Origin of the sequence: Methylocaldum szegediense, assembly GCF_949769195.1 — a bacterium.
Classification (GTDB): domain Bacteria; phylum Pseudomonadota; class Gammaproteobacteria; order Methylococcales; family Methylococcaceae; genus Methylocaldum; species Methylocaldum szegediense.
Window position 1 is genome coordinate 4,122,994 of sequence record NZ_OX458333.1, and the last position, 26,400, is coordinate 4,149,393.

The window sequence follows — 26,400 nt, forward strand, 5'->3', positions numbered from 1 at the left end:
GCATGAGCGTAGCAAGCGAAGAATTGAATGTGCGGAAAGTAAAGGGGGTTCGGCTTGGCTCGGCGTGCGCTGGTATCAAGCGGAATGATCGCGACGATCTCGTGGTGATCGAAGCGGCCGAGGGGTCTATTTGTGCTGCGGTTTTTACCCAAAATGCCTTTTGCGCCGCTCCTGTCATCGTGGCAAGGGAACACCTCGGCCACCACCCGCGCTGGCTTTTGGTGAATTCCGGCAATGCCAATGCCGGCACCGGCCAACGGGGACTGGACGATGCTCGCCGCACCTGCCGGGCATTGGCGCGTTTGACCGGCAGTCCTGCCGAGCGAGTGCTCCCTTTTTCGACGGGCGTTATCGGCGAGTATCTTCCTGTAGAAAAGATCGAATCGGCTTTACCCGAAGCCTTAAGCGCCTTGGACGAAATGGGGTGGGCTCGGGCTGCGCGCGCGATTATGACAACCGACACTCGACCGAAAGGCGTGAGCCGTACCTTCGATTTGTCGGGTGTGCCCGTGACCGTCACCGGTATTGCCAAAGGCGCCGGTATGATTCATCCCAATATGGCCACCATGTTGGCTTTCATCGCTACCGATGCGAACGTCGAGCAGGCAAGCTTACAAGCTTGTTTGAGCGAGGCCGTGGACAGCTCTTTCAATCTGATCACAGTGGATGGCGACACCTCGACCAACGACGCCTGCGTGTTATTGGCGACAGGCGCGGCCGGCAATCCGTTGCTGAACCAAGAGAGCGCGGATTTTCAACTCCTGTCCCGAGCAGTACGGGAGGTTTGCGAGGCGTTGGCCGAAGCCATCGTACGGGACGGCGAGGGTGCTACCAAGCTGATGCGGATAGAGGTCGAGCAGGCCCGTAACGAGGCCGAGGCGCGCCAAGTGGCCAAGACCATCGCCCATTCGCCCCTGGTCAAGACCGCTTTTTTTGCCAGTGATCCGAATTGGGGACGTATTTTGGCCGCGATTGGTCGGTCGGGTTGCGTTGATCTCGATATTTCCCGTGTGTCGATCTGGCTCGGGGACGTGCTGATCGTGGAAAACGGCGGACGCGCCGCGAGTTACAGCGAGGAAGCCGGACGTTCCGTGATGTCTGAAAACGATATTCTGATTCGGGTTGCGCTGGGAAGGGGGAGCGCGCGTCAACGCGTACTAACCTGTGACCTCTCTTACGATTACGTCCGCATCAATGCGGAATATCGAACCTGAACCAACCTCATTGTCGGACGCGTGAGCGATTGCTCAGAGCTACATGTTGCTGCCGGCGTTATTCGTAACGACCGTGGCGAAATTCTCATTGCGAAGCGTCCAGCCCATGTCCACCAAGGCGATCTCTGGGAGTTCCCGGGCGGCAAGCTGGAACCCGGTGAGACGGCAAGGGAAGCTTTGAGCCGGGAGATCTACGAAGAACTCAACCTCAAGGTTATCGACACATCGCCTTTGATCCGAATTCGCCACACTTATCCGGAGCGGCGCGTTCTGCTTGACGTGTGGCGGGTGGACCGGTTTGACGGTACGCCCGTGGGCATGCAGGGACAACCGATTCGTTGGGTTTCGCCCGACGATCTGCCTCGGTTTGTGTTTCCTGCGGCGAATCGACCCATTGTCACGGCCGCGAGGCTTCCCGATCGATACGCGATTCTGGACGATGAATCGGGCGATGAAGCGGTCTTGCGCGAGCGCCTGTACCGTATCGTTTCGCAAGGCATAGAGCTGATCCAATTACGGGCGCGGCGCTTAGCTGTGCACCGATATGAGGCATTGGCTGAATTCGCTGAGGACTATTGCCGGGCCCGGGGCGTAACCTTGTTGCTGAACGCGGATCCCGAATGGGTTTCCAGAACATCGGCTGCAGGTGTACATCTCACGGCAGAGAGGCTCATGCGTCTGAATGGACGGCCATTAGAGCAGGATCGTTGGGTTGCCGCATCTTGCCACGATCTGCGTGAGCTGAGACATGCGGAGCGGATCGGCGTCGATCTGGCCGTTCTTGCCCCGGTGCTGCCCACGCCCACGCACCCGGCAGCCAAGCCGCTAGGATGGAAACGTTTCGCCGAACTGGTGGATCAGGTAAACCTCCCGGTCTTCGCTTTAGGGGGGCTATCGCCAGCAGATATTGAGGTCGCGAGATGGCATGGCGCTCAAGGCGTGGCGGCTATCCGAGGTTTTCTTCGATAGGATGCACCGTAAAAGGTCAGGTGCACCAAAATAGGTCATTTAGTTTAGTGCCAGCGTCGTCGCACTAATGTAATTTCGGAGAATCAAAGCATTTTTTCGCTGGTATGGTTTTTGTTAGTTAATCCGCTTGAGATTTATACCACCCTAAAATTCGGGAGAAAAAAATGACGCCAAAAGATGTACTCCAGCTGATGAAGGAAAAGGAGGTCAAATATGTCGATTTGAGATTTGCCGATACCCGCGGCAAGGAACAGCATGTGACGGTTCCGGCGAATACTGTCGACGAAGACTTATTTGAAGACGGCAAGATGTTTGACGGTTCGTCTATCGCGGGCTGGAAAAGCATCAACGAGTCGGACATGATTCTTATGCCCGACCCGACAACGGCGGTTATGGATCCGTTCTTGGACGATCCAACCCTGATTCTTCGCTGTGACATCGTGGAACCGGCGACGATGCAGGGATACGATCGCGACCCACGGTCGATCGCGAAGCGCGCCGAAGCTTACCTGAAATCCACCGGAATCGCGGACACGGCCTTATTTGGGCCGGAAAACGAGTTCTTCGTTTTCGACGACGTGCGCTGGAGCGTTTCCATTCAGGGTGCCTTCTACAAAGTCGATTCCGAAGAAGCCAGCTGGAATACCGAGAAAGTTTACGAAAACGGCAATATCGGTCATCGCCCGAGCGTCAAAGGGGGATACTTCCCGGTGCCGCCCGTGGATTCCATGCAGGATTTGCGCTCAGCGATGTGCAATACGCTGGAAGATATGGGGCTGACGGTCGAGGTTCATCACCACGAAGTGGCGACCGCCGGGCAATGCGAGATCGGCGTCAAGTGTAATACGCTTGTAAAGAAAGCCGACGAAGTTCTCATTCTCAAATATGTGGTGCAGAATGTCGCCCACGCTTATGGTAAGACGGCCACATTCATGCCGAAACCATTGGTCGGTGATAACGGTAACGGCATGCACGTTCACCAATCCCTGGCTAAAGAAGGGGTGAACCTATTCAGCGGAGACTTGTACGGCGGTCTCTCCGAATTGGCCCTGTTCTACATCGGTGGCATCATCAAGCACGCTAGAGCCTTGAATGCCTTCTGCAACGCGTCGACCAACAGCTATAAGCGCCTGGTCCCCGGTTTCGAAGCGCCGGTTATGCTGGCCTACTCCGCGCGCAATCGTTCGGCGTCCATCCGGGTGCCGTATATCATCAATCCGAAAGCACGCCGTATCGAGGTTCGCTTCCCGGATTCCACCGCGAATCCGTATTTCGCCTTTGCGGCTATGTTGATGGCTGGGCTGGACGGTATTCAGAACAAGATCCATCCGGGCGATGCCATGGACAAGGACCTTTACGATCTGCCGCCGGAAGAAGCAAGGGAGATCCCGCAGGTTTGTCATGCGCTCGATATGGCGCTAGAAGCACTGAGCGCGGACCGCGAGTTCCTGACCCGCGGGGGGGTGTTTACCAACGATGCGATCGATGCTTACATCGACCTCAAAATGCAAGAAGTTACCCGCCTGCGTATGAGCACGCATCCGGTCGAATACGATATGTATTACAGCCTCTAGGGCTCGTTCGACTCGAGACTCAAAACGCCCCTTTTTGGGGCGTTTTTTTGCGCCTAAATCCCGGCGGATCGGAAGACATCGTAGCGGAGTACGAGCCTTTCGGCGGGATTTATTATTCGCTAAATCTGAACCATGCCTCATCCGGAACAGATTTTCCGGTAAACTGGTCCAAAATGCACCACGATGGTGCATTTTGGGTTCGTGCGGAGCGGTCGCTTGATGTTCGCGTTCATAGGTACCCATACGCTCCTGCTCAAAATAGCTTCTTCGAAAAATCGTTGGCCCTTATCTTGCTTTGCAAGCGGTAATGAATAATCCAGATCCGGTCGCGCTTTATCAGCGCATTCTCGATCATCTAACCGACGCTGTATTGGTCTTCGATCCCGGGTACCGTTTGATTTACATCAACGTCGCGGGAGAAATGCTGCTGGCCGTGAGTTCGCGACAGGTTCTCGGTACAAGCGCGAAAGAACTATTCTTTCTGTACGATCAGAATATTGAGCGTGATCTAAAACGGACCTTGCAGCAAGGGGAATCGTTGACCAAACGAAATCTAGCCTTGGGTCTTCCATCTCAGGCCATTACCGTAAACTTTACAATCACGCCGATGCTGGAACAGGACAAGCCGGTTGCTGCGCTCGTGCAGATCGAACAGGTGGACCGGCACCTCCGTATATCCATGGAAGAACAGCTTCTCGCGCAGCAAAACGCCGCCCGTATGCTGCTGCGCGGCTTGGCCCATGAGATAAAGAACCCGTTGGGCGGTTTGCGCGGCGCGGCTCAGTTGCTCGACAGAGAGTTGGTCGAAGAAGAGCTGCGGGAATATACGAAAATCATCATGGATGAATCCGACCGGCTACAGTTACTTATCGATCGGATGCTCGAGCCCAACAAACCGCCTCGGAAAAGCCGGCTCAATATCCACCAGGTGCTGGAACGGGTTCGCCAATTGGTGCAAGTGGAAGCACCGCCAAGCGTCGTCATCGAAAGAGACTATGACCCGAGTATACCCTTGGTGAATGGCGACAACGATCAGCTGATTCAGGCGATCTTGAACATCGTGCGCAATGCCGCACAGGCGGTAGGACAGAAAGGGCATATCCTTATCCGCACGCGGATTCACCGCCAGGTTACGATCGGCCACCGCCGCAACCCAATGGCCGTAAAGATCGACATAATAGATGATGGACCGGGCATCAAGCCGGAACTGCTCGGCCAGATTTTCTACCCGATGGTGACCGGGCGCGCTGACGGTACCGGCCTGGGGCTGTCGATCGCGCAGTCCCTGATCAATCAGCACGGCGGATTAGTCGAGTGCTCGAGTTCCCCGGGCAATACGGTTTTTTCTATTTTCCTGCCTTTGGAGAAGGAACATGAGTAGTTCAGCCCAAGTATGGGTGGTGGATGATGATCGCTCGATCCGATGGGTGCTGGAAAAAGCTCTTCAGAAGGCGTCGATACATACGCGTTGCTTTTCCAACGCCAATGGCTTGCTCGATGCGCTCGATCATGGCGTGCCCGACGCCGTCCTGACCGATATCCGAATGCCCGGTATGGACGGGCTCGAGCTCTTACGGCAGTTGCAGATCAAATACCCGCAGCTGCCCATCATCATCATGACGGCGCACTCGGATCTGGAGAGCGCGGTTTCCGCTTTTCATGGCGGCGCATTCGAATATTTGCCCAAGCCTTTCGATGTGGACGATGCCGTCGACTTAGTTCGTCGTGCCTGCGCTCAAAGCCAAAGGGCGCGGCAAGAGCAAAGACCGCCTGAGACGCCGGAAAAAACGCCGGAAATCATCGGGGAGGCACCGGCCATGCAGGAGGTTTTTCGCGCCATCGCCCGCCTTGCCCGCTCTCACATCACGGTTTTGATCAACGGTGAATCGGGCACCGGCAAAGAATTGGTCGCCCGCGCCCTGCATCGCCACAGTCCACGAGCGGACAAACCGTTTATCGCTCTCAACATGGCCGCCATTCCGCGCGATCTGCTGGAATCGGAACTGTTCGGCCATGAACGCGGTGCATTCACCGGTGCTCAGGCTCGTCGGGCCGGGCGTTTCGAACAAGCCGATGGAGGTACGTTGTTTCTGGATGAAATCGGTGACATGCCGGCCGATTTGCAAACTCGGTTGCTGCGTGTCCTGGCCGAAGGCGAGTTTTTTCCCGTCGGTGCTCACGCGCCGGTCAAGGTGGACGTCCGTATCATCGCCGCGACTCACCAAAATTTGGATGCGCTGGTTGCCGAGGGGCGCTTCAGGGAAGACTTGTACCACCGTCTAAATGTCATCCGCATTCACCTCCCGCCTTTACGCGAGCGACGCCAGGATATTCCTTTGTTGCTAAACCACTTCCTGAAGGAAGCGAGTCAAGAACTGAAGGTTGAAACGAAAGTTCTGTTGCCGGAGGTGGAGGACTACCTCTGCAGGCTCGACTGGCCGGGTAATGTACGCCAGCTGGAGAATACCTGCCGCTGGATCACGGTTATGGCGGCGGGCAAGGAGGTTCATCTGGACGATCTCCCGCCGGAGTTGCTGAGTACCAAGGCGAGCACCCCCACGGTCGTCGATAATTGGGAGGAATGTTTTCGGGAATGGGTCGACAAGCGGTTGAGGCGCGGGGATAGGAACGTAGCAAAGGAAGCGATCGATTCCGCCGAGGGCATTTTGATTTCCACCGCGCTGCGATTCACCCGTGGCCGCCGCCAGGAGGCCGCTAAACTCCTGGGTTATGGTCGCAATACGTTGACGCGAAAGATCAGCGAGCTGAGTCTGGACGTATAAGGATCGGCTGGCAGTCAGCCTCAACACCATCGGCTTTTTGGTGCGATAATGGCGGCCGTCGGCTTTCCGGCGGCCCATTCTTTGGTCGTCTGGGGCCGCCGGAAACGGCGATCTTTTTCCGTGCCCAATCTGATTTTGCTAAACACCGGATCGACTATGCCAAACAAGAGTCTAGTGAACAACAAGCGGAAACCGTGGCTGGCTGAGTTGCCGGCGCTCGGAATAAAGGCCAAAGACCTGGCCTTGGACATTCGCCGTCATTTCAGCTACACGCTCGGGCGCGACAAATACTGCGCATCCGCGCACTATGCCTACACGGCCGTGGCTTTGACGGTCCGGGACCGCCTGATGGAGCGGTGGAAGAATACGCACTATGCCTACGAGGAAGCGAATTGCAAACGTGCCTACTACCTGTCTATGGAATTTCTGATGGGGCGGGCGTTGAGCAACGCGATGCTGAATCTAGGCATCGACGACCCGCTGAACGAGACGCTGCATGATCTGGGACTGGATCTCGAGGAGATCGTCGAGTGTGAGCAGGATGCCGGCTTGGGTAACGGCGGACTGGGACGCTTGGCCGCTTGCTTCATCGACAGTTGCGCGACGCTACAGCTGCCCGTGATGGGGTACGGTATCCGTTATGAATACGGCATGTTTCGGCAAAGTATTGAGAATGGGCATCAAGTCGAGGAGCCGGATCATTGGCTGCGTAACGGTCATGTTTGGGAACTGGAGCGTCCGGAATTGACGGTTCGCGTACGATTCGGCGGACGGACAGACGACTACGGCGACGGATCACACCCGAGGAGGCGCTGGGTGGATACCCAGGATGTGCTCGCGGTGCCCTACGATGTTCCGGTTCCCGGGTACAGAAATGGCACGGTTAACACGCTGCGTCTCTGGAAAGCGGTGGCCACAGACGAATTCGATCTGCAAGACTTCAATGCAGGCGATTACGCGGAAGCCGTCCGTTCGAAAAATATGGCGGAGAACATCACCATGGTGTTGTATCCGAACGATGCCAGCGAGAACGGCAAGGAGTTGAGGCTCCGCCAGCAGTACTTCCTGGCTTCGGCCAGCCTGCAGGACGTGGTTCGCAAATGGGTGCTGGTGCACGGCGAAGATTTCAGTGAGTTTGCGGACAAGAACTGCTTTCAACTCAACGATACCCATCCCAGCATTGCCGTCGCCGAACTGATGCGCCTATTGATAGACGAGCACGGGCTGAGTTGGGACGACGCTTGGTCGATTACCACGCGTTGCATGGCTTATACCAATCACACGCTGCTCCCCGAAGCATTGGAAAAATGGCCGGTGCGCCTGTTCCGGCAGTTGTTGCCGCGTTTGCTTGAAATCATTTTCGAAATCAATGCCCGGTTTTTGGGAGAGGTCGCCAGCCGCTGGCCCGGCGATTTGGATCGATTGGCGCGAATGTCCCTGATCGAGGAAGGCTGGGAGCAGCAGGTTCGCATGGCTTATCTCGCTATCGTGGGGAGTTTTTCCGTCAACGGTGTGGCGGAACTCCATTCCCATCTGCTCATGCAGGGATTGTTCCGCGATTTTTATGAGCTTTGGCCGAATAAGTTCAATAACAAGACCAACGGCATCACACCGCGCCGCTGGCTGGCCGGGTGCAACCCCAAGCTCGCCTCATTAATCACTGAAGCGATCGGAGACGGCTGGCTGACTGATCTATCTCAGCTCAGCCGGCTTGCGGAGTTTGCCGACGATTCTGCGTTTCGCCAGCGTTGGAGGGAGATCAAGCGCTACAACAAAGAGCGTCTATTGAAGTACAAAAAGGCGGAGCTCGATTTGGATGTCGACCTGGAAGCGCTATTCGATGTTCAGGTCAAACGGATACATGAATACAAGCGCCAGTTGCTCAATGTGCTTCATGTCATTCACCTTTACGATCGGATTAAACGCGGTGACACGTCCAATTGGACGCCGAGATGCGTTCTTTTCGGCGGAAAGGCGGCCCCGGGCTACTTCATGGCGAAAAGGATCATCAAACTGATCAACAATGTTGCGAGCGTTATCAATCGGGATGCCGAGGTCAGCGCGTTCCTCAAGGTGGGCTTTTTGCCTAATTATCGGGTTACGGCGATGGAATACATTTGTCCCGGCACCGATCTATCGGAGCAGATTTCGACTGCCGGTAAGGAAGCTTCCGGTACCGGCAACATGAAGTTCATGCTGAACGGGGCGCTCACTATCGGTACGCTCGACGGCGCCAACATCGAGATCCGGCAGGAGGTGGGACCCGAAAACTTCTTCCTGTTCGGTCTTACGGCCGAGGAAGTGGAAGCCATGCGCAGCCACTACGATCCCGAGTCCATCATCAACGGCAACGAGGACCTACGTCGGGTGATGCATCTCCTGGAAAGCGGCCACTTCAATCAATTCGAGCCGGGAATCTTCGATCCCCTTATTCAGTCCATAAAAAGTCCGAGCGATCCATGGATGACGGCAGCCGATTTTGCGAGTTATGTGGAGGCTCAAAGGCGCGCGGCCGCTGCTTATCTCGATCAAGAGCAGTGGACCCGGATGAGCATCCTGAACTGTGCGGCGAGCGGCAAGTTTTCCACCGACCGCACAATTTCCGAGTACAACCGAGACATTTGGAAGCTGACGCCGGTTAGTCCTTCGCCGGTTGGGGCTCAATCGTAGACGTGTTCCACGTCGTTCTTTACGAGCCGGAAATACCGCCTAACACCGGAAACATCATCCGCCTTTGCGCCAACACAGGTACATGCCTGCATCTCATACATCCTCTCGGTTTCCGGTTGGATGATGCGAAGCTGCGCCGCGCCGGACTGGATTACCGGGAATGGGCGGATGTGCAGGAATACGGCGATCTGGACGAATTCTTGGAGCGAATCCGGCCAGAGAGGTTGTTCGCGCTCAGCACGAAGGGACGCCGTTGTTATGCCGATGCGGATTTCCGGCCGAACGATGCACTGCTGTTCGGCCCGGAGACCAGGGGTTTGCCAGAATCCCTGCTGGCTTCCTTGCCGGAATCGCACCGGCTTTATGTGCCGATGAAGCCAGAAAGCCGTAGTCTGAATCTTTCCAATACCGTAGCGCTTGTACTTTACGAAGCCTGGCGGCAGAACAGGTTTTCAGGTGCGGTTAGGTTCGGCTGACCGGACAGTGCTTAACACGCCAGCGTTTCCGATTTTTGTTCTCTTAAGAGCAGATTGTTGACGGCATCCAGGGGTGCGAGGTTCTCGTACAGGATCTTGTAAGTCTGCTCGGTAATCGGCATCTCGATTCCAAGGTTTTGTGCCAGTTGGTGAATCACTTTCGTCGTCACGATGCCCTCGATTTCCTGGCCGATTTCGGCGACGATCTGATCCCGCGGTAGCCCTTTGCCTAGCCCTAGACCGAAGCGCCGGTTCCGGGACTGGTTGTCGGTACAGGTCAAAATGAGATCGCCGACTCCGGCAAGTCCCATGAATGTTTCCGGCTTGCCGCCCATCGCCAAGCCTAGGCGCATCATTTCGGCAAGTCCACGGGTAATCAGCGCGGCGCGTGAATTGGCGCCAAAACCCAAACCGTCGGCGACGCCGGCGGCGATAGCCAGTACGTTCTTGGTGGCTCCGCCCAATTGAACTCCAATAATGTCGTCCGTGGTGTAAGCCCGGAAGCGGTTGTTATGAAGCAGCCCCGCAAGCATTTTAGCGAATCCGATTCGCCGCGATGCCACCGTAACGGCCGTCGGGAGATTGGCGGCCAGGTCGCGGGCGAAGCTGGGGCCAGACAACACGGCAGCCGGAATTTCGGGTCCCAGAACATCCTCGATGACCTGATGCAAGAGTTTTCCGCTTTGTAGTTCCAGCCCTTTGGTAGCCCACGCGATCTTGGACTTTGGGGAAAGATGCGGCGTGAGGTTCGTCAAGAAGCTGCGAAAGGCATGGCTCGGCACTGCGACGATGAGAACCTCGGCGAACCTGACGGCTTCGGCCAGATCGGCAAGGACGCGAAGATTGTCGGGAAAGTTAAAGCCGGGTAAATAACGCTCATTACAGCGCGCGGCGGCAAGCTTGGCGATATGTTCGGGTTGGCGGCCCCAGAGTGCTACGGAATGACCGTTGCGAGCCATCAATAGGGCTAGGGCCGTACCCCAAGAGCCCGCGCCAAAAACGGATACTGCAGTCATGTGGAATGGCAAGCTTGCCCTGTTAATGGCTTGTGGGAGCGGCGCCTTGCTGTTGCTGCAACTGCTGCATATATAGGGCGTCGAAATTGATGGGGGCGAGGAGCATGGGCGGGAAGCCGCCTTTGGTCACGAGATCGGAAACGGCCTCGCGTGCATACGGAAAGAGTACGTTCGGGCAGTAACTGCCGATCAGGGGACCGAGTTCCTGGTCGTTGAATCCCGCCATGGCAAAAATTCCTGCCTGGCAGACTTCCACCAAGTAAGCGGTTTTTTCGCCAAGCTTGACGGTTACCGTAGTGGTCAGGCTAACCTCATACAGGTTTTCCTGAAGCTTCTGCGCATTGCTCGAAAGATTGAATTCGACCTTGGGCTCCCATTTGTGTGTGAATATCTCCGGCGAATTCGGCGTCTCGAACGAGACATCTTTCACGTAAATCTTTTGCAGGACGAACTGCCTTTCCGGCTGCGTGGTTTCTTCGGCCATGGATAATCCTTGATTCTTGGACTGGAAAACTCAATAAACACGAGGAGCGGGTAGAATTATTTACTATTCCGCTTTTTAACGATGGGGTATTTTTGGTCTTCCCAGGCCAGCATTCCACCTTTCATCTCGAATACCCGGGTAAAGCCTAAACGGATCAATTTTTTGCAAGCCTGGGGAGAGCGTGTGCCGGACTGGCAGGTTACGACGACTGGATTTTGCTTATAAGCTTCCAATTCGTTCGCGCGTTCTTCAATCTTACCCAGGGGGATGAATTTCGCGTTTTGGATATGGCCGTTGGCATATTCATGTGGTTCGCGTACGTCGACAATGACGGTGCTTTCGTCATTCATCAGCTTCACGGCCTCCAAGGGCGAGATCACTTTATGCTTACGGAAGGCGCTCTCGATGAAATCCTGAATTAACAAAATCGTAACAATAAGCAAACCGCTGGCCATGATCCAGTGGTTGCCGAGGAATTCCAATAGACGGTCAGGTGTGACACTCATACAGAAAATTCGGCTCCAACTAATGATGACAAAATACTTCTTTCATAAGCTTAATCAGCTGCAATGTGCGCTCGTCGTCCACGTAATAGTACACGCGGTTGGCATCTTTTTTACAGGCGAGTATGCCTTTGTCGCGCAGGATGCCTAAGTGCTGGGAGATATTGCTTTGGGTTGTGCCGACCTGCTCGACGATCTCCTGAACGCTGACTTTGTTGTTCCCCAACGTACATAGAATCTTGAGCCGCAACGGATGCGACATCGCTTTTAGGCAATAGGCGGCCTGTACGATGTCGGCGTCTTCCGTAATCAATATCTCGTCTGATTTGCTCATCGGAGGCTTCGCATTGTAAGAATTTGTATGCTCTTCAGCCGCACTTGCTCGATCAACACGGGGCGGTAAAAAGGCGTTAAAATAGCACCTCGTATTTCCCTTTGCCTAAACGCATGGCGCGCCGTTTTCAGATCCATTGTTATCAGACGATATTTATTATTTCTGGATCCTTTCCTTCCCGCGAAAGCGGCAGCTCAGCCGTTAGGGCATTCTGATTCTTCTGCTGCGGGGAGCAACAAGCTGCAATTGCCAGGCAAACGCGCAAAAACCGAGAGGGAGATTATACTTTGAAGTTGAATCGTCCTAAACCCGTAGTTCTCATCATACTGGACGGCTTCGGCTATAGCGAAACCAGGGATCATAATGCCATCGCGCTCGCGGCAACCCCGACTTGGACGAGGCTTTGGAATACATGTCCACATACTTTGCTCGATTGTTCCGGTGAAGCCGTTGGCTTACCCGATGAGCAAATGGGCAATTCCGAAGTCGGGCATCTGCATTTAGGGGCAGGCCGACTCATCTATCAAGATTTTACGTTAATCAGCAAAGCTGCGAGAGACGGTTCGTTTTACGCTAACCCGGTCTTGTCCGAGGCGGTGGATAAGGCCATTCGAAACGACAAGGCGCTTCATGTCTTAGGATTGCTTTCGCCCGGTGGGGTTCACAGCCACGAGACACACATCCATGCCATGGTTGAACTCGCGGTCCGGAAAGGCTTGCGAAAAGTCTATGTTCACGCCTTTTTGGACGGACGGGATACGCCACCCAAAAGCGCTGGCGATTCGATCCGTGAGATGAGCGCCAAGTTTGACGAACTTGGAACAGGACGCATTGCGTCCATAATTGGACGTTTCTACGCGATGGACCGCGACCAGCGCTGGGAGCGGGTCAAGGAGGCGTACGACCTTATCGTACAGGGAAAGGCCGATTACCGTGCCGAAAGCGCGATTGATGGCTTGAGGCTGGCATACGAGCGGGGGGAGACGGACGAATTCGTCAAGGCCACGGTGATCGTTCCGAACGGCGAAGCGCCAGTCACTGTCAATGATGGCGATGTCGTCGTATTCATGAATTTCAGGGCCGACCGTGCTCGAGAATTAACGCGAGCGCTGAATGATGCCGATTTTTCGGGATTTCGGCGCGAAGTCATTCCAAAACTGGGTGGATTCGTTACATTAACCGAGTATCATCGGGAGTTTAAGTTTCCCGTCGCTTTCCCTCCGCAAAACGTGACCAATAGTCTGGGTGAAGTTTTGGCGAAGCATGGTCTCAGGCAACTGAGATTGGCGGAGACCGAAAAGTACGCTCATGTAACGTTTTTCTTCAACTGCGGGGTGGAAACACCCTTCCCGGGAGAAACCCGCATTCTGGTACCGTCACCCAAGGTCAAGACCTACGATTTGAAGCCGGAAATGAGCGCTCCGGAAGTGACGGACGAATTGGTCAAGGCCATTGAGTCCGGCGAGTACGATGTCATCATTTGTAACTACGCGAATGGCGACATGGTTGGCCATACCGGCAATTTGGATGCGTCGATACGGGCAGTGGAGGCCTTGGATCAGGCGTTGGGTCGAGTGGTCGAGACCCTGGAAAAGGTCGGGGGCGAAATGCTGATCACCGCCGATCACGGCAACGTGGAACAAATGATCGACCCTGCGACCGGCGAGATTCAGACGGCGCATTCGGTCAATCCAGTGCCGCTCGTATATAAGGGGCGTCAGGGAAGGTTGGACGATGGCGGTAACTTGGCCGACGTGGCGCCGACCTTGCTAGCGATCCTCGGGATTGAAAAGCCTGTGGAGATGACCGGGCGGTCACTGCTGCTTTGATGTTTGCCGGCTTGTCCAATTACGGGATCACGTGCATTTTGTGTCTGGCTTTGGTCATCAATGCTCCTCCGGCATCGGCAGTCTCGGAACCAAAGGACCGAGGGGACGAACTAATTACGATTCGAGAGCGTATTAAGACGGTTCAGAAGTCGCGTGATGCGTTGGAGTCGCAAAGACGCGCACTGGTCGCGCAATTGAGCTCGATCGAGCGAGATTACGGACGTTTGGCAAAACGGCTCAAAGAGCTCGAGGTCAAAGCGGAGGCTCAGTCGCGACATTTGAAGGATTTGGAGCGTCGCCGCAGCCAGTTGCAGAAGGCGGTGAAAGAGCATCACAAGACTTTGACGGGACAGGCTCGTGCGGCTTACGCTGCCGGTCGCCAAGATTGGCTGAAGCTGGTGTTGGATCAGGAAGACCCGACAAAGGTTAGTCGTATGCTGGCTTATTACAATTATCTTAGTCGAGCGCGATTTGCACTGATGAACGAGATGCAAAAGGACTTGGCGGCCGTTTCGCAAATGCAGCAGGAGGTCTCGGCGGAGGCGGATAGGCTCAGACTGACCCGGGAACAGTTGGCGAAAGATCGTCTGGAGTTGGATAAATTTCGACGATCCCGGCAACAGGTTTTGGCTGGCTTAGAGCGTAACCTTGAGGATAAGGAGTCGCAACTGAAGCAACTCCGTGAGGATGAGGAACGCCTCCGGGATTTGGTTGCCGCCATTCGGCCCATGGTCGACGACTCGGCGCCGAAGCGTTCGGTTGCGGGCGGACCTTTTGCGACTCTTTATGGTCGTTTGACGTATCCCGCCGAGGGACCGTTGATCGAGCAGTTCGGCAGTCCGCGTGCGGGCGGGCGTTGGGATGGCGTCGTCATCCGAGCACCGGAGGGTACGCCGGTACACGCCGTCGCGGCAGGGAAGGTGGCCTATTCGGACTGGTTACGGGGTTATGGATTGTTGACCATCATTGATCACGGCGACGGATATATGAGTCTCTATGCGTTTAACCAAAGTCTGTATAAGAATGTCGGAGATTGGGTGAAACGCGGTGATATTATCGCCACGGTCGGGACTAGCGGCGGCCGTAAGGAGCCGGGACTCTACTTCGGTATTCGAGAAAAAGGAAAACCATTGAATCCGATGCTATGGTGCAGTCACAAGGATTGACGGTCTCTACGGATTGATTGAGAAGCCTTAAATTCAGGGCGTTTTTGGTTGTAGGAAAATCTATGTTGCGACAAAGAAATTTTCTGGTTCTTATCTTTGGCGTTCTGCTCGGAATTTTGATCAGCACGGGCGGTAGTGTGCTCGCCGAGCGCGACAGCGACATGAATGCAATTCCCTTCGAAGGTTTAAAAACCTTTTCGGAAGTTTACGGTCGCATACGTCAGGATTACGTCGAGCCGGTAACGGACCAGAAATTGCTGGAAGATGCTATCCGAGGCATGCTTGCCGGTCTCGATCCACATTCGGCCTATTTGGATCAGGAGCAGTATAACGAACTGAAGGTCGGCACTACGGGGCAATTCGGTGGTTTAGGCATCGAGGTCGGAATGGAAAACGGCTTCGTGAAAGTCATTGCGCCGATCGATGACACGCCTGCGCAGAAAGCGGGAATAAAAGCCGGCGATCTCATCATCCGGCTAGATGATAAACCGGTAAAAGGCATGAGCCTAAACGATGCGGTTAAGCTGATGCGTGGCGAGCCTGGCAGCGAAATCGTTCTGACCGTAGTTCGTGAGGGCGTCGAACAACCGCTGAAGATCAAGATCGTACGCGATGTGATCAAGGTCAAGAGCGTAAAAAGCCGGCTGCTCGAGGAAGGATACGGCTATGTTCGCATCACCAGCTTTCAGTCGAAGACCGGCGACAACGTCATAGAAGCTGTCAACGAACTCAAGAAGAAAGGCGAGCTGAAGGGCCTCGTACTCGATCTCCGGAATAATCCGGGCGGTGTTCTCAACGCGGCGGTGGCGGTTAGCGATGCTTTTCTGGAGAGCGGACTCATCGTTTATACCGACGGCCGAGTCGAAGACGCCAAAATGCGATTCAATGCAACACCGAACGACATTTTGAACGGTGCGCCTATCGTCGTGCTGATCAATTCCGGTTCTGCTTCGGCCTCGGAAATCGTGGCGGGCGCTCTGCAGGATCACAGACGGGCCATCATCATGGGCGAAAAGACGTTCGGCAAAGGGTCGGTTCAAACGATCTTACCAACCAGCAACGGGGGCGCTGTCAAGTTGACCACGGCTCGGTATTACACGCCTTCCGGACGTTCGATACAGGCTGAAGGTATTTCTCCTGATGTGCCGATTTCGAAGGTGAAGCTGGAATTGGCCTCCCAGTCCGAGTTTGCTCCGATCAAGGAAGCCGATTTGCTGAACCATCTGGAGAACGGGAACGAGAAATCCCAGAAGAAAGACGAATCCGCCAAAAAACAGGAATCTAAAGATGGCGGAGAGAATGGCGAAGAGAATCTGGCCTTGCAGGATTATCCATTGAATGAAGCTCTAAACCTATTAAAGGGCATCAATATCATGAGATCTAGCCCCAAAAAGAACTAACCCCTATTCGGGGCTGTTCTGGATTTGTGCCTTAAGAGAGCCGTTTGCTCAATTACCCCCGGCGTAGCTGGGGGTAATTCGACTTATCGATAGTCATTTTGTTGAGGAAGCTTTGCAGTAAGCTCCGTCCCCTCCGGGAAAGGAGCCTTATAGTTTTTGCCCCGGCGGATAATGGCTCGGCGCTCCTTAAGGCGAGCGACAGCGGCGATAGGCAATGCTGTGTGCGGCATCAATCCTCGATCGTTGGGTGCAAGGAATGACGGTTCCGCGTTTAGCGCCGGATCCTGGAATCTATCCGTTCACTACCGCGAATGCGCAAATCAAACCCCGTAAGGTTTATCCTAAATTCAACGGGGTGATAGGCATTAGAAGTCGCACCTTCAGCTGTAGTGCCGGACATCGAGGCACTTGAAACGCTCCAAAACCTCAATAGTGCTTCTGCGGGCCTTCCTAGGATTCCGATGTAATAGAGGCGGCGATGACTCGCGTGTTATGTGGGTCGCCTACGAAGCGGTACTTTGACGTCCACGGCGGCTTGATATTTCACCGTGAACTCCTTTAGTGCCGGCAGCATGTCCTGCAAATTCTGGGCGTCTTTCGGCTCGAAAGCGTTTACGCCCACCCGAGTTAGAAAAAACATCTGGTCCCTAATAAAGTCTCCACGAGCGCGGATTTCGCCATCAAAACCATAACGCTCACGCAAGAGCCGAGCCAGAGAGAAGCTACGGCCATCGGTGAACTGGCGAAATTCCAGAACGACGATCGAGAAATGTTTCAGATCGTCTACGATTTCCTCAAGTGGGTCGTCGCTGTTAAGGCGTAATCCCAATGGGATTCCGAAGGTGGTCTGGCGGTCTTTCTCGTTTCTCCAGCGCGAGAGCGAAACGGTGACAGCCTGCTCCGGCACTGCTTCGTCATCGCTCAAATGTCGCCAGTCGTTTGCGACGATTTGGCCGTCTTTAATGATCTCCATACACTCGCTCCTGGAAGGGTCGTATGCCAATACGCCGAACCGTTTCGAGAAACGTCTCGTCCTCAAGCCGGTGCTCGCAGTAGGTATGAAAAATAGCTTCGACTGCATGGCAGATTTGGTCTTTAGCTACTGAAGGACCGAGACGTTCGCCGAGAGCAGCGTCCTTACCGGACGAGCCGCCCAGCGTAATCTGGTACCACTCTTCCCCTTTCTTATCCACACCCAAGATACCTATGTGACCCACGGTGTGGTGCGCGCAGCCGTTCATGCAACCCGAGATGTTGATCCGAATATCGCCGAGATCGTAGAGATAGTCCAGATTGTCGAAAATCTGCTGAATGCCGTTAGCGATTGGGATCGATGTTGCGTTCGCGAGCGCGCAGAAATCAAGGCCCGGACAGCAAATGATGTCGCTCGCCGTTCCGATATTGGGCGTTGCCAGTTCTAAGAACTCGAGTTGCTTCCACAGTTCGTATAAATCCGTCTGTTTGACATCGGCCAATACCAGGTTCTGAGTGTGCGTCACGCGTACTTCGCCGAAACTGTATTGGTCCGCCAGATCGGCTACTGCATCCATTTGGCTATCCGTAAGGTTTCCTGGCGGTTTTCCGGGCACTTTCAACGAGAGAAACACAGCCCGATAACCAGGCACTTTATGAGCATGAGTGTTGTGACGGAACCAGGCACCGAACCGACTGTCTTGAGCTGTTCTTTCCGCCAACGAGGGATCGTCGGACAAGGTCTCATAAAGAGGCGGTTGGAAGAACGTTTTGATCCGCTCGACTTCTTGGAGATCGAGGAGCAGGTGATCTTTGATCGCCGCCCACTCGGTTTCAACCATTTCGGTAAATTTCTCTTTTCCGAGTTCTTTGACAAGGATCTTGATCCGGGCCTTGAACTTGTTGTCGCGCCGGCCGAAGCGATTGTAAATGCGGAGAATCGCTTCCAAATACGAAAGCAGATGGATTTTTTCGAGAAACGGGCGGATTGTCACGCCGATCATCGGCGTTCGTCCAAGGCCGCCACCAACCAACACCTCGAAACCGATCTCACCACGGTCGTTCCTGACTAGTTGCAAACCGATATCGTGAAGTTGGGTCGCTATCCGGTCTTTTGCTGCACCGTTAACCGCGATCTTGAATTTACGTGGAAGGTAACTGAACTCAGGGTGTAGCGTGGACCACTGCCGGATGATTTCGCAATACGGGCGAGGGTCTTCGAGTTCGTCCTCCGAGACGCCGGCGAGGTGATCGCTAGTCACGTTACGGATGCAATTGCCGCTGGTTTGAATGGCATGCATCTGTACCGTCGCAAGCTCACCCAAAATCGTCGGCACGTCTTCGAGTTTCGGCCAATTGAATTGGATATTCTGTCGCGTGGTGAAATGGCCGTAACCTTTGTCGTAAGTCCGCGCGATATGAGCCAGCTTGCGGAGTTGACGCGACGAAAGCAGGCCATACGGAATAGCGATGCGCAACATCGGCGCATGTCGCTGGATATACAAGCCATTCATCAAGCGAAGAGGTCGAAACTGGTCTTCTGTGAGTTCTCCTCTCAAGAACCGTTCCGTTTGACCCTTGAATTGAGCGACGCGCTCATCGACTAGGGTCTGGTCGTAATCGTCGTACTGGTACATATAAAAGGAAATCCATCCGCCTGGCGAGAAAAAGCCTGAGTGTAGCAGTAGGACAAGACTATAGCATAGGGTTGCTAGTGAGAAAAAATAATTAAGACCGAATTATCTATAACCTGACGTTATATACGTATGTCTACAGCCGTGTTCGTGTCGCTTGCGACCGGTGACGAAGCACGTAACAACTTTTTTATTCATGCATCATCCCGTCCTCAGATATAATCCTCAGTATTTTTGACTCGGGGGCGCGCTGCTAGACGGCAGTGGTATAGACGGTTTTAACGAAACACAGAAGAGGGCTTACCTTTGTTACGGGCATTCGTTTTACTCTCCTTGCTATCTCTGTTACCCGGCATGGCATCAGCCGAGGAACTCGAAGTTTTGGGGCTGACCGGTACGCATCGGGGGCTTTATTGCGTTTTGGTCTTCATCATTGCGTACGGTTTCGTAATGACCGAAGAATTCAGTCACTTGCGCAAGTCGAAACCGGTCATCGTAGCGGCCGGGATCATCTGGGCGCATGTGGCTTATTTGGCCGCCAGCAATGGCGTCCCGGTGGAGAAAGTGCACAAGGCGTTCGAGCACGATTTGCGCGAGTACGCCGAGCTGTTTTTGTTCCTGCTGGTCGCCATGACCTACATCAATGCCATGGCCGAGCGAAACGTGTTCGAGGCGCTGCGTTCATGGCTGGTGAGTCGCAAATTCGGTTACCGCAAACTCTTCTGGATCACTGGTATAATTACCTTCTTCCTTTCCTCGGTGGCCGACAACTTGACTTCGGCTCTCTTGGTCGGGGCCGTGGTGATGGCGGTTGGCGTCAACAGTCCGCGTTTCGTGGCCTTGGGATTCATTAACCTGGTCAGCGCGGCCAACGCGGGAGGTGCATTCAGCCCGTTCGGCGACATCACGACGCTGATGGTCTGGCAGGCAGGTAAGGCGGAGTTCTTCGACTTTTTCATGCTGTTCATTCCGTCGCTGGTGAATTTCGCCGTGCCGGCCGCGTTCATGCACTTCGCCATTCCGGATGAAACGCCGACCTTCCCTGAAGAAGAGCAGGTCAAGATGAAGGAAGGGGCGTTGGTCATTTGCGGCTTGTTCGCACTCACGATCATAACCGCCGTCAGCTTCAAGCAGTTCCTTCATCTGCCGCCGTTCTTGGGAATGATGGTGGGCCTTTCCTATTTGATGTTCTATGGCTATCGCTTGAAGCTGCTGCACAGTGCCGACAACGGGAAGTTCGACGTATTCGCCCATGTCCGCGATGCAGAGTGGGACACTCTGCTGTTTTTCTTCGGCGTGGTTTTCGCGGTAGGTGGTTTGGGCTATATCGGTTATCTGGAGTTGGCTTCCGAGGCGATGTATGAAGGACTCGGCCCGACGACCGCCAATATTCTGATCGGCATACTTTCGGCTATCGTCGACAATATTCCGGTCATGTTCGCGGTGCTGAACATGAATCCGGACATGGATATCTATCAATGGATGCTGGTGACCTTGACGGCCGGCGTGGGCGGAACCATGCTGTCCATCGGTTCTGCCGCGGGTGTGGCTCTTATGGGGACATCGCGTGGGATGTACACCTTTTTCAGTCATTTGCGGTGGACCCCCGCCATTATTGCAGGTTATGCGGCGAGCATCTTGACCCACTACTGGCTCAACGGCTGAACGCCGATCCAACTCACTCAAAACAAGGCGTAGCCGTACCTCGCGGCTACGCCTTGTTACGTGGTTCACGTTTTTCCCAAGCATCGAGCAAGATCGCGACAAGCATGTCGGCGAGTACGTTCACGCCGGATCGGATGCGCGCAAGGATCCAATCGACCGGTGCGATGAGTGGTATCGCAGCGGCGACAACAGCTTCCGGCAAGCCGGACGCGCTCAGTACCAGCGGTAAAATAATCAATCCCGCTTCAGGAATCCCGGCGACGCCGATACCGGCCATGACCGCGGAAAGTACAATGATCGCTTGCTGACCAGCGCCGAGTTCGTAGCCTAAAGCCTGTGCTAGGAACAGTGCAGCCATGGCCTCGTATAGGGTGATGCCGTCGTTGTTGAGGTTCGTACCGGCGCAAACGGCGATACGTGCGGACGACTCCGAGACGCCGATGTTCCTAAGGCAGCGCAAGGTAACCGGCATGGCGGCCAAGCTGCTGTTCGCCGACAAGCCGGTCATGATGGCATCCGCCCCTTGTTGGAGATAAACCCGTGGCGATTTTCCGGCTACCAGCCAGGCCGCCAGGGGATAATAAACCAGACCATGAAGGCCGAGGCCGAGTGCTATTACACCGAGAAACCCGCCCAGGTCGGCAAAAATTTCTAGCCCCGTTTTTCCGACGACTTGCGCCACGAGACCGAATACGGCGAACGGAACGACCTCGACGACCCAGGCGAGCACCTTGGCTAAGATCTGATAGGCCGACGAGACAAAACCTTCCAATGGCCGAATGTCTGCGACATCTTCCTCTCCCTGACGATCTTTGAACCACCGAAGAGCGGCGCCGAATAGCAAGGCGAGCAGGACGACTGAGATCACGTTATTGCTGGCGAGCGGTTCGATAAGGCTCTGGGGGATGTAGGCACCGAGGTTCCGCAGTGGGTTGAGAGACGGGGGCGGCACCGAACTCGGACTTGTGGGTGTGGCGTTTTCGGAGACTCGAGCGGTAAGGTGTTCGAGCCGGTCCCGCCAGGCCAACCCTGGTTCGATCGTATTCATCAGCAGCAATCCGATGGCGCAAGCCATCGACACATTGATGAGACAAATCATGAGCAGTCGCCCCCCGCTTCTCGCGGATATCGGAGTTCGCACAAACGCATCGAGAATTGCAAAAAGAATGAGCGGCACGGCCAATGCTTTCAGGAGTCGGATCGCCAGCATTCCGATTTGTCCGAGGTGCTCGTTTCTAAGTCCCCAAAGATAAGGCTCATCACCTCCAATGACGCCGAGCAATGCGCCCAATGCGACACCTATCAGTACGCGTAAGGACAAGGGCCATCGTTTTATAGTCATGGTTACGTTCTACTTAAGGAAAGGGAGCGATTAACCGGTTAGCTGAGATCCTTCCGGGCAGGTCCCAAGAATTTTCCACTCGGCGCAGGGCGGGCCTGTCCAAGCGATCAGGGCTGAGAACGACTCAGAGGTGTGGCGCGTAGCTTAAGATGAGACACCGGATAGTCCAAGGGACTTAGCCGCGGCGCCAGCATGCTATGGTACGTCTTCCAATCTGAGGCCGGCATAGCGTCGCTAGGGAGTTGTCCCAATTGACGGAGCTCTCGCTTGCTGCTTATATCCGTTGGACCGCGTCCAAGAGGGCAACCCGATGAGCCGCGTGTATCCTAAGGAAAGGAGGGTTCTGATCATGAGATTTGTCATCTGTGGTTTGTTGTATCTAGCCGCTCTTGCAGGCTGTGAAAGCTCCGGAAGTTCAACCGAGAAGAATATACCGTTGAATCAGGTTCCGCCGGCGGTAAGGGCCACGGCCGACAGGGCATTGCCGGGAGTCCAGTGGAAAACGGCCAAGACGGAAACCGAAAATGGTCAACAGATTTACGAGATGAAAGGACGCGACTCAGCGGATCGTGCAGTAGAGGTCGAGGTGACTCCTGACGGGACACTGGTCGAGGCAGAAACCGAAGTTCCACTGGAAGAGGTTCCCGTTACGGTCCGGGAAGCTCTGAAATCGAGATTACCCAACTTCAAACCGGAAGCGGTTGAATCGGTCACCAAGGGAATCGGTTCTTCAGGGTATGAGTTCGAGGGGCTGGACGAGGCCAAAAAGATGATCGAGGTCTTTGTTTCGGCTGATGGCACTCAGGTGACTGTCGAGGAAGAAGAGGATTGAGGGGCGGCTTTCCCATAGCAGGTTTCCATTCGCGCATAAGGCTAATTGAAACACGCCTTTAACGTGGGAGCGGGCTTTATCCCCGAGTGCGGTTCGATAAGTTAGGTATGACAGACCGCCCTCACGGAGCATAAATCAATCCATAGAATCGATCCGAGTTTGCTCTGCGTGCTCGTCTCACTTCCTATGACTGCCGTCAGCTGGCGTGAGTTTGGGTATCTCCTTGAAATCAAAGAGCCTGGATTAATGGTCGTGCCGATTCCCGCCTGGTGGCGATTCTGTCGTCGTGCTGCATATCTTCCGTTCCACTTCTTCCGCACTAGAGAGCGGTTTCGATCAACCAACCAAATAAAATAGTGCCGCATTTCCGTCCCTGAGAAGGCCTGTGGGGCTGTTACGGCGAGTGGCTGTACCACCGATTTATCGGTATCTTCGCGTTGCGTGAGCCGGCAAAAAAGCTGAAAATCGCGTCACGGCAATTTTCGCCGGCTCCTTATCGGGGTGGCGTTGACGCAACGCTCCGTTTTGTTCCAGTAGAGTCGAGCGAAGTTCGAGCGGCCACCTGAATCCGGGGGGCGGCAGGTATTCGTATCCGCTTGGGGTGATTATCCAATACTCTATAGAGGAGCTATTTGCAGTGAAACGAATTTCTATGTTCTTGGGGGCTATGGTTTTTGCGACACTGGCTTGGGCGGAGCAATCCACTGTGGCTCCGGCTCCGAACGGGATTACGATCCCCGAGGGTTATAAAGATTGGCGGCTGATCGCCGTAACCCAGCGTCCCGAAACGAATACGCTTCGTGCTATTTTAGGCAACGATGTGGCGATAGCAGCAGCTAGAGCCGGAAACACCAATCCCTGGCCAGATGGAGCCGTGTTGGCAAAGGTGGTAGTCAAGCAAAAGAATCATCCCAGATACCCGACGGCGCAGGTGCCGGGTGAGTTCGTTCATGCCGAGTTCATGATCAAGGACTCCGCCAAGTTCGCTTCAACGGGAGGTTGGGGTTTTGCTCGCTGGCTGGGAGAAAAACTGGAACCGTATGGTAAGGACGCGAATTTCGTTCAGGAATGTGTCGGCTGTCACACGACCGTCCAGCAGACGGACTGGGTATTTACCGCACCGATCAGTTTGCCCTAAGTGGGCCAGCAGTTGCCAAGCCAGCGGACGCTTGTTTGGGAAACGACGCGGCTGCATGTAAAATGGATCTTTTAACTATAAGACGCTGCCCGTTGTTGCTGGTCGCAAGATAAGACTGGAACGGTTCGCTCTGCGGTGAAACCGCATGCGTACCGCGGAGTCCAATAACGAGCGAATCAGGCTGGTACTGTTACTCGGTAGCTATACAGCTTACAGGAAAATTCAAAATGACTTTTGTAGTAACCGAAAACTGCATCAAGTGCAAATTTACCGATTGCGTCGATGTCTGCCCGGTCGACTGCTTCCATGAGGGGCCGAATTTTCTAGTCATTGATCCAGACGAGTGTATCGATTGTACTTTGTGTGAGCCCGAATGCCCCGCAAATGCCATTTATTCCGAGGATGAGGTGCCGGAGGGCCAAGAGCATTTCATTCAATTGAATGCCGAGCTTTCGAAAGTGTGGCCAAGTATTACGGAAGTCAAGCCCGCCTTAGAAGATGCGGACGAATGGAACGGCAAGCCGAACAAGCTGCAATATCTTGAGAGATAGTCGCCAAGGTAGGCGGCGTATCGTGCGAGAGCTCAACCCGGTTGGACGATTTACTTTCGATCGCGCCGAGCGACAAGTTTTTTCCACTGTTTGACGGCGCTGTTGCGATTGGCAGCGCCTTTTTTCTCTTGCAATCGGCTTTGATTCGGAAGCATATCAGCAATAACTGTTGCCTTCACCAGCGCTGATGATCTGTCGTCCGCCTTTGGAATGCTGAACCAGCCGCGTGTGCCCGGCGGCCGTGCAATCGCTTTCGTCCTGAGATAAGGCCTCAAGCGCAACCGGGTTTATCTACGATTTCGGTTTGATATTTCCAGGCTAGTGCCAACATCGCATCCTTCATGTCGACGCCGGTGACGCACTCTGTGTTTTCCGCCGATTGGGCTGTCATGTCGCGAATCTTTCCACCGCCGGATCCCAGAGACCGAGTGCGATATCGCCTTCTCTCACGTAGCGGGACGGATCGCACCACCCACCATGCATTTTCGACAACCTCCTGCAGTAGCCGTAAGAGCGGCTTGCCCTAATCTACCGGACAACACAGTGCGGGTTCGGTTTTTCCCGCTCCGGTCAATAACGCTTTAAGGCGCTTGATTCAGCCTTTTTGGCAAAGCCTCGCAATTGTTGACGCTTGAAGAATCCGTCGCAGGTGCTTTGCACTTGCCGTTGATCTTACCCGGACGGGCATCGTGACAGAATTTCGGGGATAAAAGAAGGGGCCCACTTTCAAAGACCATTTTGGCCCAAAGCCCAGCTTTGAGCAAACGGTGCCATTGAAGAGAGTATAATTTTCGTTGTCCTCGTTTATTCGGGATGTTGCTGAAAAGACTATGAAACTACAGCAGTTACGCTATATCTGGGAGGTTGCGCAGCACGAATTGAACGTTTCCGCAACGGCGGACAGCCTGTATACATCGCAGCCCGGAATTAGCAAACAAGTCCGTCTGCTGGAGGACGAGCTCGGGCTTCCGATTTTCGCACGGAACGGCAAACATCTGACGGAAATCACGGCAGCCGGCAAGCAAATCGTGGCGATTGCTGGAGAAATTCTAGGAAAAGTTCAGGATATAAAGAACATCGCCCAGGAATACCGGGACAACAAGGTCGGCTCGCTGTCCATCGCCACTACGCATACACAAGCGCGTTATGCGCTTCCTCCCGTCATAAAGGAGTTCATGAATCGCTATCCTGGGATCAAGCTCAATATCAACCAGGGTACTCCGATGCAGATTTCGGAATTGGCGTCGCGTGGCGTAGTGGATATGGCGATTGCTACGGAGGCCATGGAACTCTTCGAGAATCTCGTCATGTTCCCGTGTTATCGATGGAATCGCTGTGTCTTGGTACAGCAAGGGCATCCGCTCACCGAGAAGAAGGAACTCACGCTGCAGGATGTCGCCGAATATCCCATCGTGACGTACGTTTTTGGTTTTACCGGACGCTCGCAGCTGGATCAAGCTTTTGAGAAGGCGAACTTGCATCCCCAGTTGGCGTTGACTGCGGTGGATGCCGATGTGATCAAGACCTATGTGAGGCTTGGGTTGGGGATCGGAATCGTCGCCAGAATGGCTTACGACCCGGTCGCGGACGCCGATCTGGTTCCGCTAGATGCCAGCCATCTGTTCGGTTCAAGCACGACCAAAATCGGGCTGCGGCGGGATATGTTCATTCGCGGATTCATCTATGAATTCATCCGTCTATTCGCACCACATCTGACCCGGGAGTTGGTGGAACAAGCCATGGCTCAGCGGGACCAAAAGGCTGTCGATGCTTTGTTTGCGAACATTGAGCTACCGGTGCGCTAGTTTTCTCGTGTCCAGCGTCTCATTGCGGGAAGGTGACACCTGC

22 protein-coding genes are annotated in these 26,400 nt (G+C 54.5%); 15 read left to right on the plus strand and 7 right to left on the minus strand.

All coding sequences use genetic code 11. The annotated features are described in order from the left end of the window. Positions 1–2: 2 nt before the first annotated feature. The 7 genes from argJ to trmL all read left to right on the plus strand — a co-directional run bounded on the left by argJ (position 3) and on the right by trmL (position 9,686). Positions 3–1,214, plus strand: a complete 1,212-nt coding sequence (gene argJ, locus QEN43_RS17900; RefSeq protein WP_026609653.1) for a bifunctional glutamate N-acetyltransferase/amino-acid acetyltransferase ArgJ — start codon at positions 3–5, stop codon at positions 1,212–1,214. Between the two features lie 21 nt (positions 1,215–1,235). Beyond that, complete coding sequence (locus tag QEN43_RS17905; protein ID WP_026609654.1) at positions 1,236–2,183, plus strand: Nudix family hydrolase; 948 nt, start codon at positions 1,236–1,238, stop codon at positions 2,181–2,183. 164 nt (positions 2,184–2,347) lie between these two features. Further along, the gene (gene glnA / locus QEN43_RS17910; RefSeq protein WP_026609655.1) at positions 2,348–3,757 is read left to right on the plus strand and encodes a glutamate--ammonia ligase; all 1,410 of its coding nucleotides are present in this window, start codon (positions 2,348–2,350) and stop codon (positions 3,755–3,757) included. 307 nt (positions 3,758–4,064) lie between these two features. Next, a complete protein-coding gene (gene glnL / locus QEN43_RS17915; protein ID WP_026609657.1) occupies positions 4,065–5,138 on the plus strand; it encodes a nitrogen regulation protein NR(II) in 1,074 nt (357 codons plus the stop codon). Beyond that, a complete protein-coding gene (ntrC, locus tag QEN43_RS17920) occupies positions 5,131–6,540 on the plus strand; it encodes a nitrogen regulation protein NR(I) (RefSeq protein WP_317963460.1) in 1,410 nt (469 codons plus the stop codon). The genes glnL and ntrC overlap by 8 nt, the downstream gene beginning before the upstream one ends. Positions 6,541–6,696: 156 nt before the next feature. Continuing rightward, a complete protein-coding gene (locus QEN43_RS17925) occupies positions 6,697–9,210 on the plus strand; it encodes a glycogen/starch/alpha-glucan phosphorylase (protein ID WP_317963461.1) in 2,514 nt (837 codons plus the stop codon). Between the two features lie 2 nt (positions 9,211–9,212). After that, the gene (gene trmL, locus QEN43_RS17930) at positions 9,213–9,686 is read left to right on the plus strand and encodes a tRNA (uridine(34)/cytosine(34)/5-carboxymethylaminomethyluridine(34)-2'-O)-methyltransferase TrmL (protein WP_317963462.1); all 474 of its coding nucleotides are present in this window, start codon (positions 9,213–9,215) and stop codon (positions 9,684–9,686) included. An 11-nt stretch (positions 9,687–9,697) separates the two neighbouring features. Here trmL and QEN43_RS17935 read toward each other — a convergent pair whose 3' ends face one another. From QEN43_RS17935 to QEN43_RS17950, 4 genes are read right to left on the minus strand one after another with little or no spacing between them, the layout of a single operon-like run. Beyond that, positions 9,698–10,702, minus strand: coding sequence for an NAD(P)H-dependent glycerol-3-phosphate dehydrogenase (locus tag QEN43_RS17935; RefSeq protein WP_317963463.1), 1,005 nt, complete (start codon positions 10,700–10,702; stop codon positions 9,698–9,700). 22 nt (positions 10,703–10,724) lie between these two features. Further along, positions 10,725–11,186: a protein-export chaperone SecB gene (secB, locus tag QEN43_RS17940; RefSeq protein WP_026609662.1), complete on the minus strand. Its 462-nt coding sequence runs from the start codon at positions 11,184–11,186 to the stop codon at positions 10,725–10,727. A 56-nt stretch (positions 11,187–11,242) separates the two neighbouring features. Next, complete coding sequence (locus QEN43_RS17945; protein WP_036268016.1) at positions 11,243–11,692, minus strand: rhodanese-like domain-containing protein; 450 nt, start codon at positions 11,690–11,692, stop codon at positions 11,243–11,245. 19 nt (positions 11,693–11,711) lie between these two features. Next, positions 11,712–12,023, minus strand: coding sequence for an ArsR/SmtB family transcription factor (locus tag QEN43_RS17950; protein ID WP_026609664.1), 312 nt, complete (start codon positions 12,021–12,023; stop codon positions 11,712–11,714). Between the two features lie 293 nt (positions 12,024–12,316). Here QEN43_RS17950 and gpmI point away from each other — a divergent pair, with 293 nt between their 5' ends. The 3 genes from gpmI (at position 12,317) to QEN43_RS17965 (ending at position 16,418) form a co-directional block, all read left to right on the plus strand. Beyond that, positions 12,317–13,852 (plus strand): 2,3-bisphosphoglycerate-independent phosphoglycerate mutase, encoded by a 1,536-nt coding sequence (gpmI, locus tag QEN43_RS17955; RefSeq protein ID WP_317964084.1) that lies wholly within the window; start codon positions 12,317–12,319, stop codon positions 13,850–13,852. A 161-nt stretch (positions 13,853–14,013) separates the two neighbouring features. Beyond that, positions 14,014–15,018: a murein hydrolase activator EnvC family protein gene (locus tag QEN43_RS17960; RefSeq protein ID WP_162144277.1), complete on the plus strand. Its 1,005-nt coding sequence runs from the start codon at positions 14,014–14,016 to the stop codon at positions 15,016–15,018. A gap of 62 nt (positions 15,019–15,080) precedes the next feature. Then, positions 15,081–16,418, plus strand: coding sequence for a S41 family peptidase (locus QEN43_RS17965; RefSeq protein WP_026609667.1), 1,338 nt, complete (start codon positions 15,081–15,083; stop codon positions 16,416–16,418). 490 nt (positions 16,419–16,908) lie between these two features. On the opposite strand, the gene QEN43_RS17970 is transcribed toward QEN43_RS17965, so the two are convergent. Both QEN43_RS17970 and QEN43_RS17975 read right to left on the minus strand, forming a co-directional pair. Next, a complete protein-coding gene (locus tag QEN43_RS17970) occupies positions 16,909–17,391 on the minus strand; it encodes a DUF934 domain-containing protein (RefSeq protein WP_317963464.1) in 483 nt (160 codons plus the stop codon). Then, positions 17,378–19,027 (minus strand): nitrite/sulfite reductase, encoded by a 1,650-nt coding sequence (locus tag QEN43_RS17975; RefSeq protein WP_317963465.1) that lies wholly within the window; start codon positions 19,025–19,027, stop codon positions 17,378–17,380. Before QEN43_RS17975 ends, QEN43_RS17970 begins: the two co-directional genes overlap by 14 nt. A gap of 351 nt (positions 19,028–19,378) precedes the next feature. Here QEN43_RS17975 and nhaD point away from each other — a divergent pair, with 351 nt between their 5' ends. Beyond that, positions 19,379–20,689, plus strand: coding sequence for a sodium:proton antiporter NhaD (nhaD, locus tag QEN43_RS17980; protein WP_317963466.1), 1,311 nt, complete (start codon positions 19,379–19,381; stop codon positions 20,687–20,689). Positions 20,690–20,735: 46 nt separating this feature from the next. On the opposite strand, the gene QEN43_RS17985 is transcribed toward nhaD, so the two are convergent. Continuing rightward, complete coding sequence (locus QEN43_RS17985; protein ID WP_026609671.1) at positions 20,736–22,031, minus strand: dicarboxylate/amino acid:cation symporter; 1,296 nt, start codon at positions 22,029–22,031, stop codon at positions 20,736–20,738. Positions 22,032–22,380: 349 nt separating this feature from the next. Between QEN43_RS17985 and QEN43_RS17990 the strand changes: the two genes are divergently transcribed. The 4 genes from QEN43_RS17990 to cysB all read left to right on the plus strand — a co-directional run bounded on the left by QEN43_RS17990 (position 22,381) and on the right by cysB (position 26,357). Then, positions 22,381–22,863: a hypothetical protein gene (locus QEN43_RS17990; protein WP_156912677.1), complete on the plus strand. Its 483-nt coding sequence runs from the start codon at positions 22,381–22,383 to the stop codon at positions 22,861–22,863. A 637-nt stretch (positions 22,864–23,500) separates the two neighbouring features. Beyond that, positions 23,501–24,001: a cytochrome P460 family protein gene (locus QEN43_RS17995; protein ID WP_235726542.1), complete on the plus strand. Its 501-nt coding sequence runs from the start codon at positions 23,501–23,503 to the stop codon at positions 23,999–24,001. 227 nt (positions 24,002–24,228) lie between these two features. Next, on the plus strand, positions 24,229–24,552 hold the full coding sequence (fdxA, locus tag QEN43_RS18000) for a ferredoxin FdxA (RefSeq protein ID WP_026609674.1): 324 nt from the start codon (positions 24,229–24,231) through the stop codon (positions 24,550–24,552). Between the two features lie 830 nt (positions 24,553–25,382). Continuing rightward, positions 25,383–26,357 carry an HTH-type transcriptional regulator CysB gene (gene cysB, locus QEN43_RS18005; RefSeq protein WP_026609676.1) on the plus strand — a complete coding sequence of 325 codons (975 nt, stop codon included), beginning with the start codon at positions 25,383–25,385 and terminating at the stop codon, positions 26,355–26,357. The last annotated feature ends 43 nt before the right edge of the window (positions 26,358–26,400 follow it).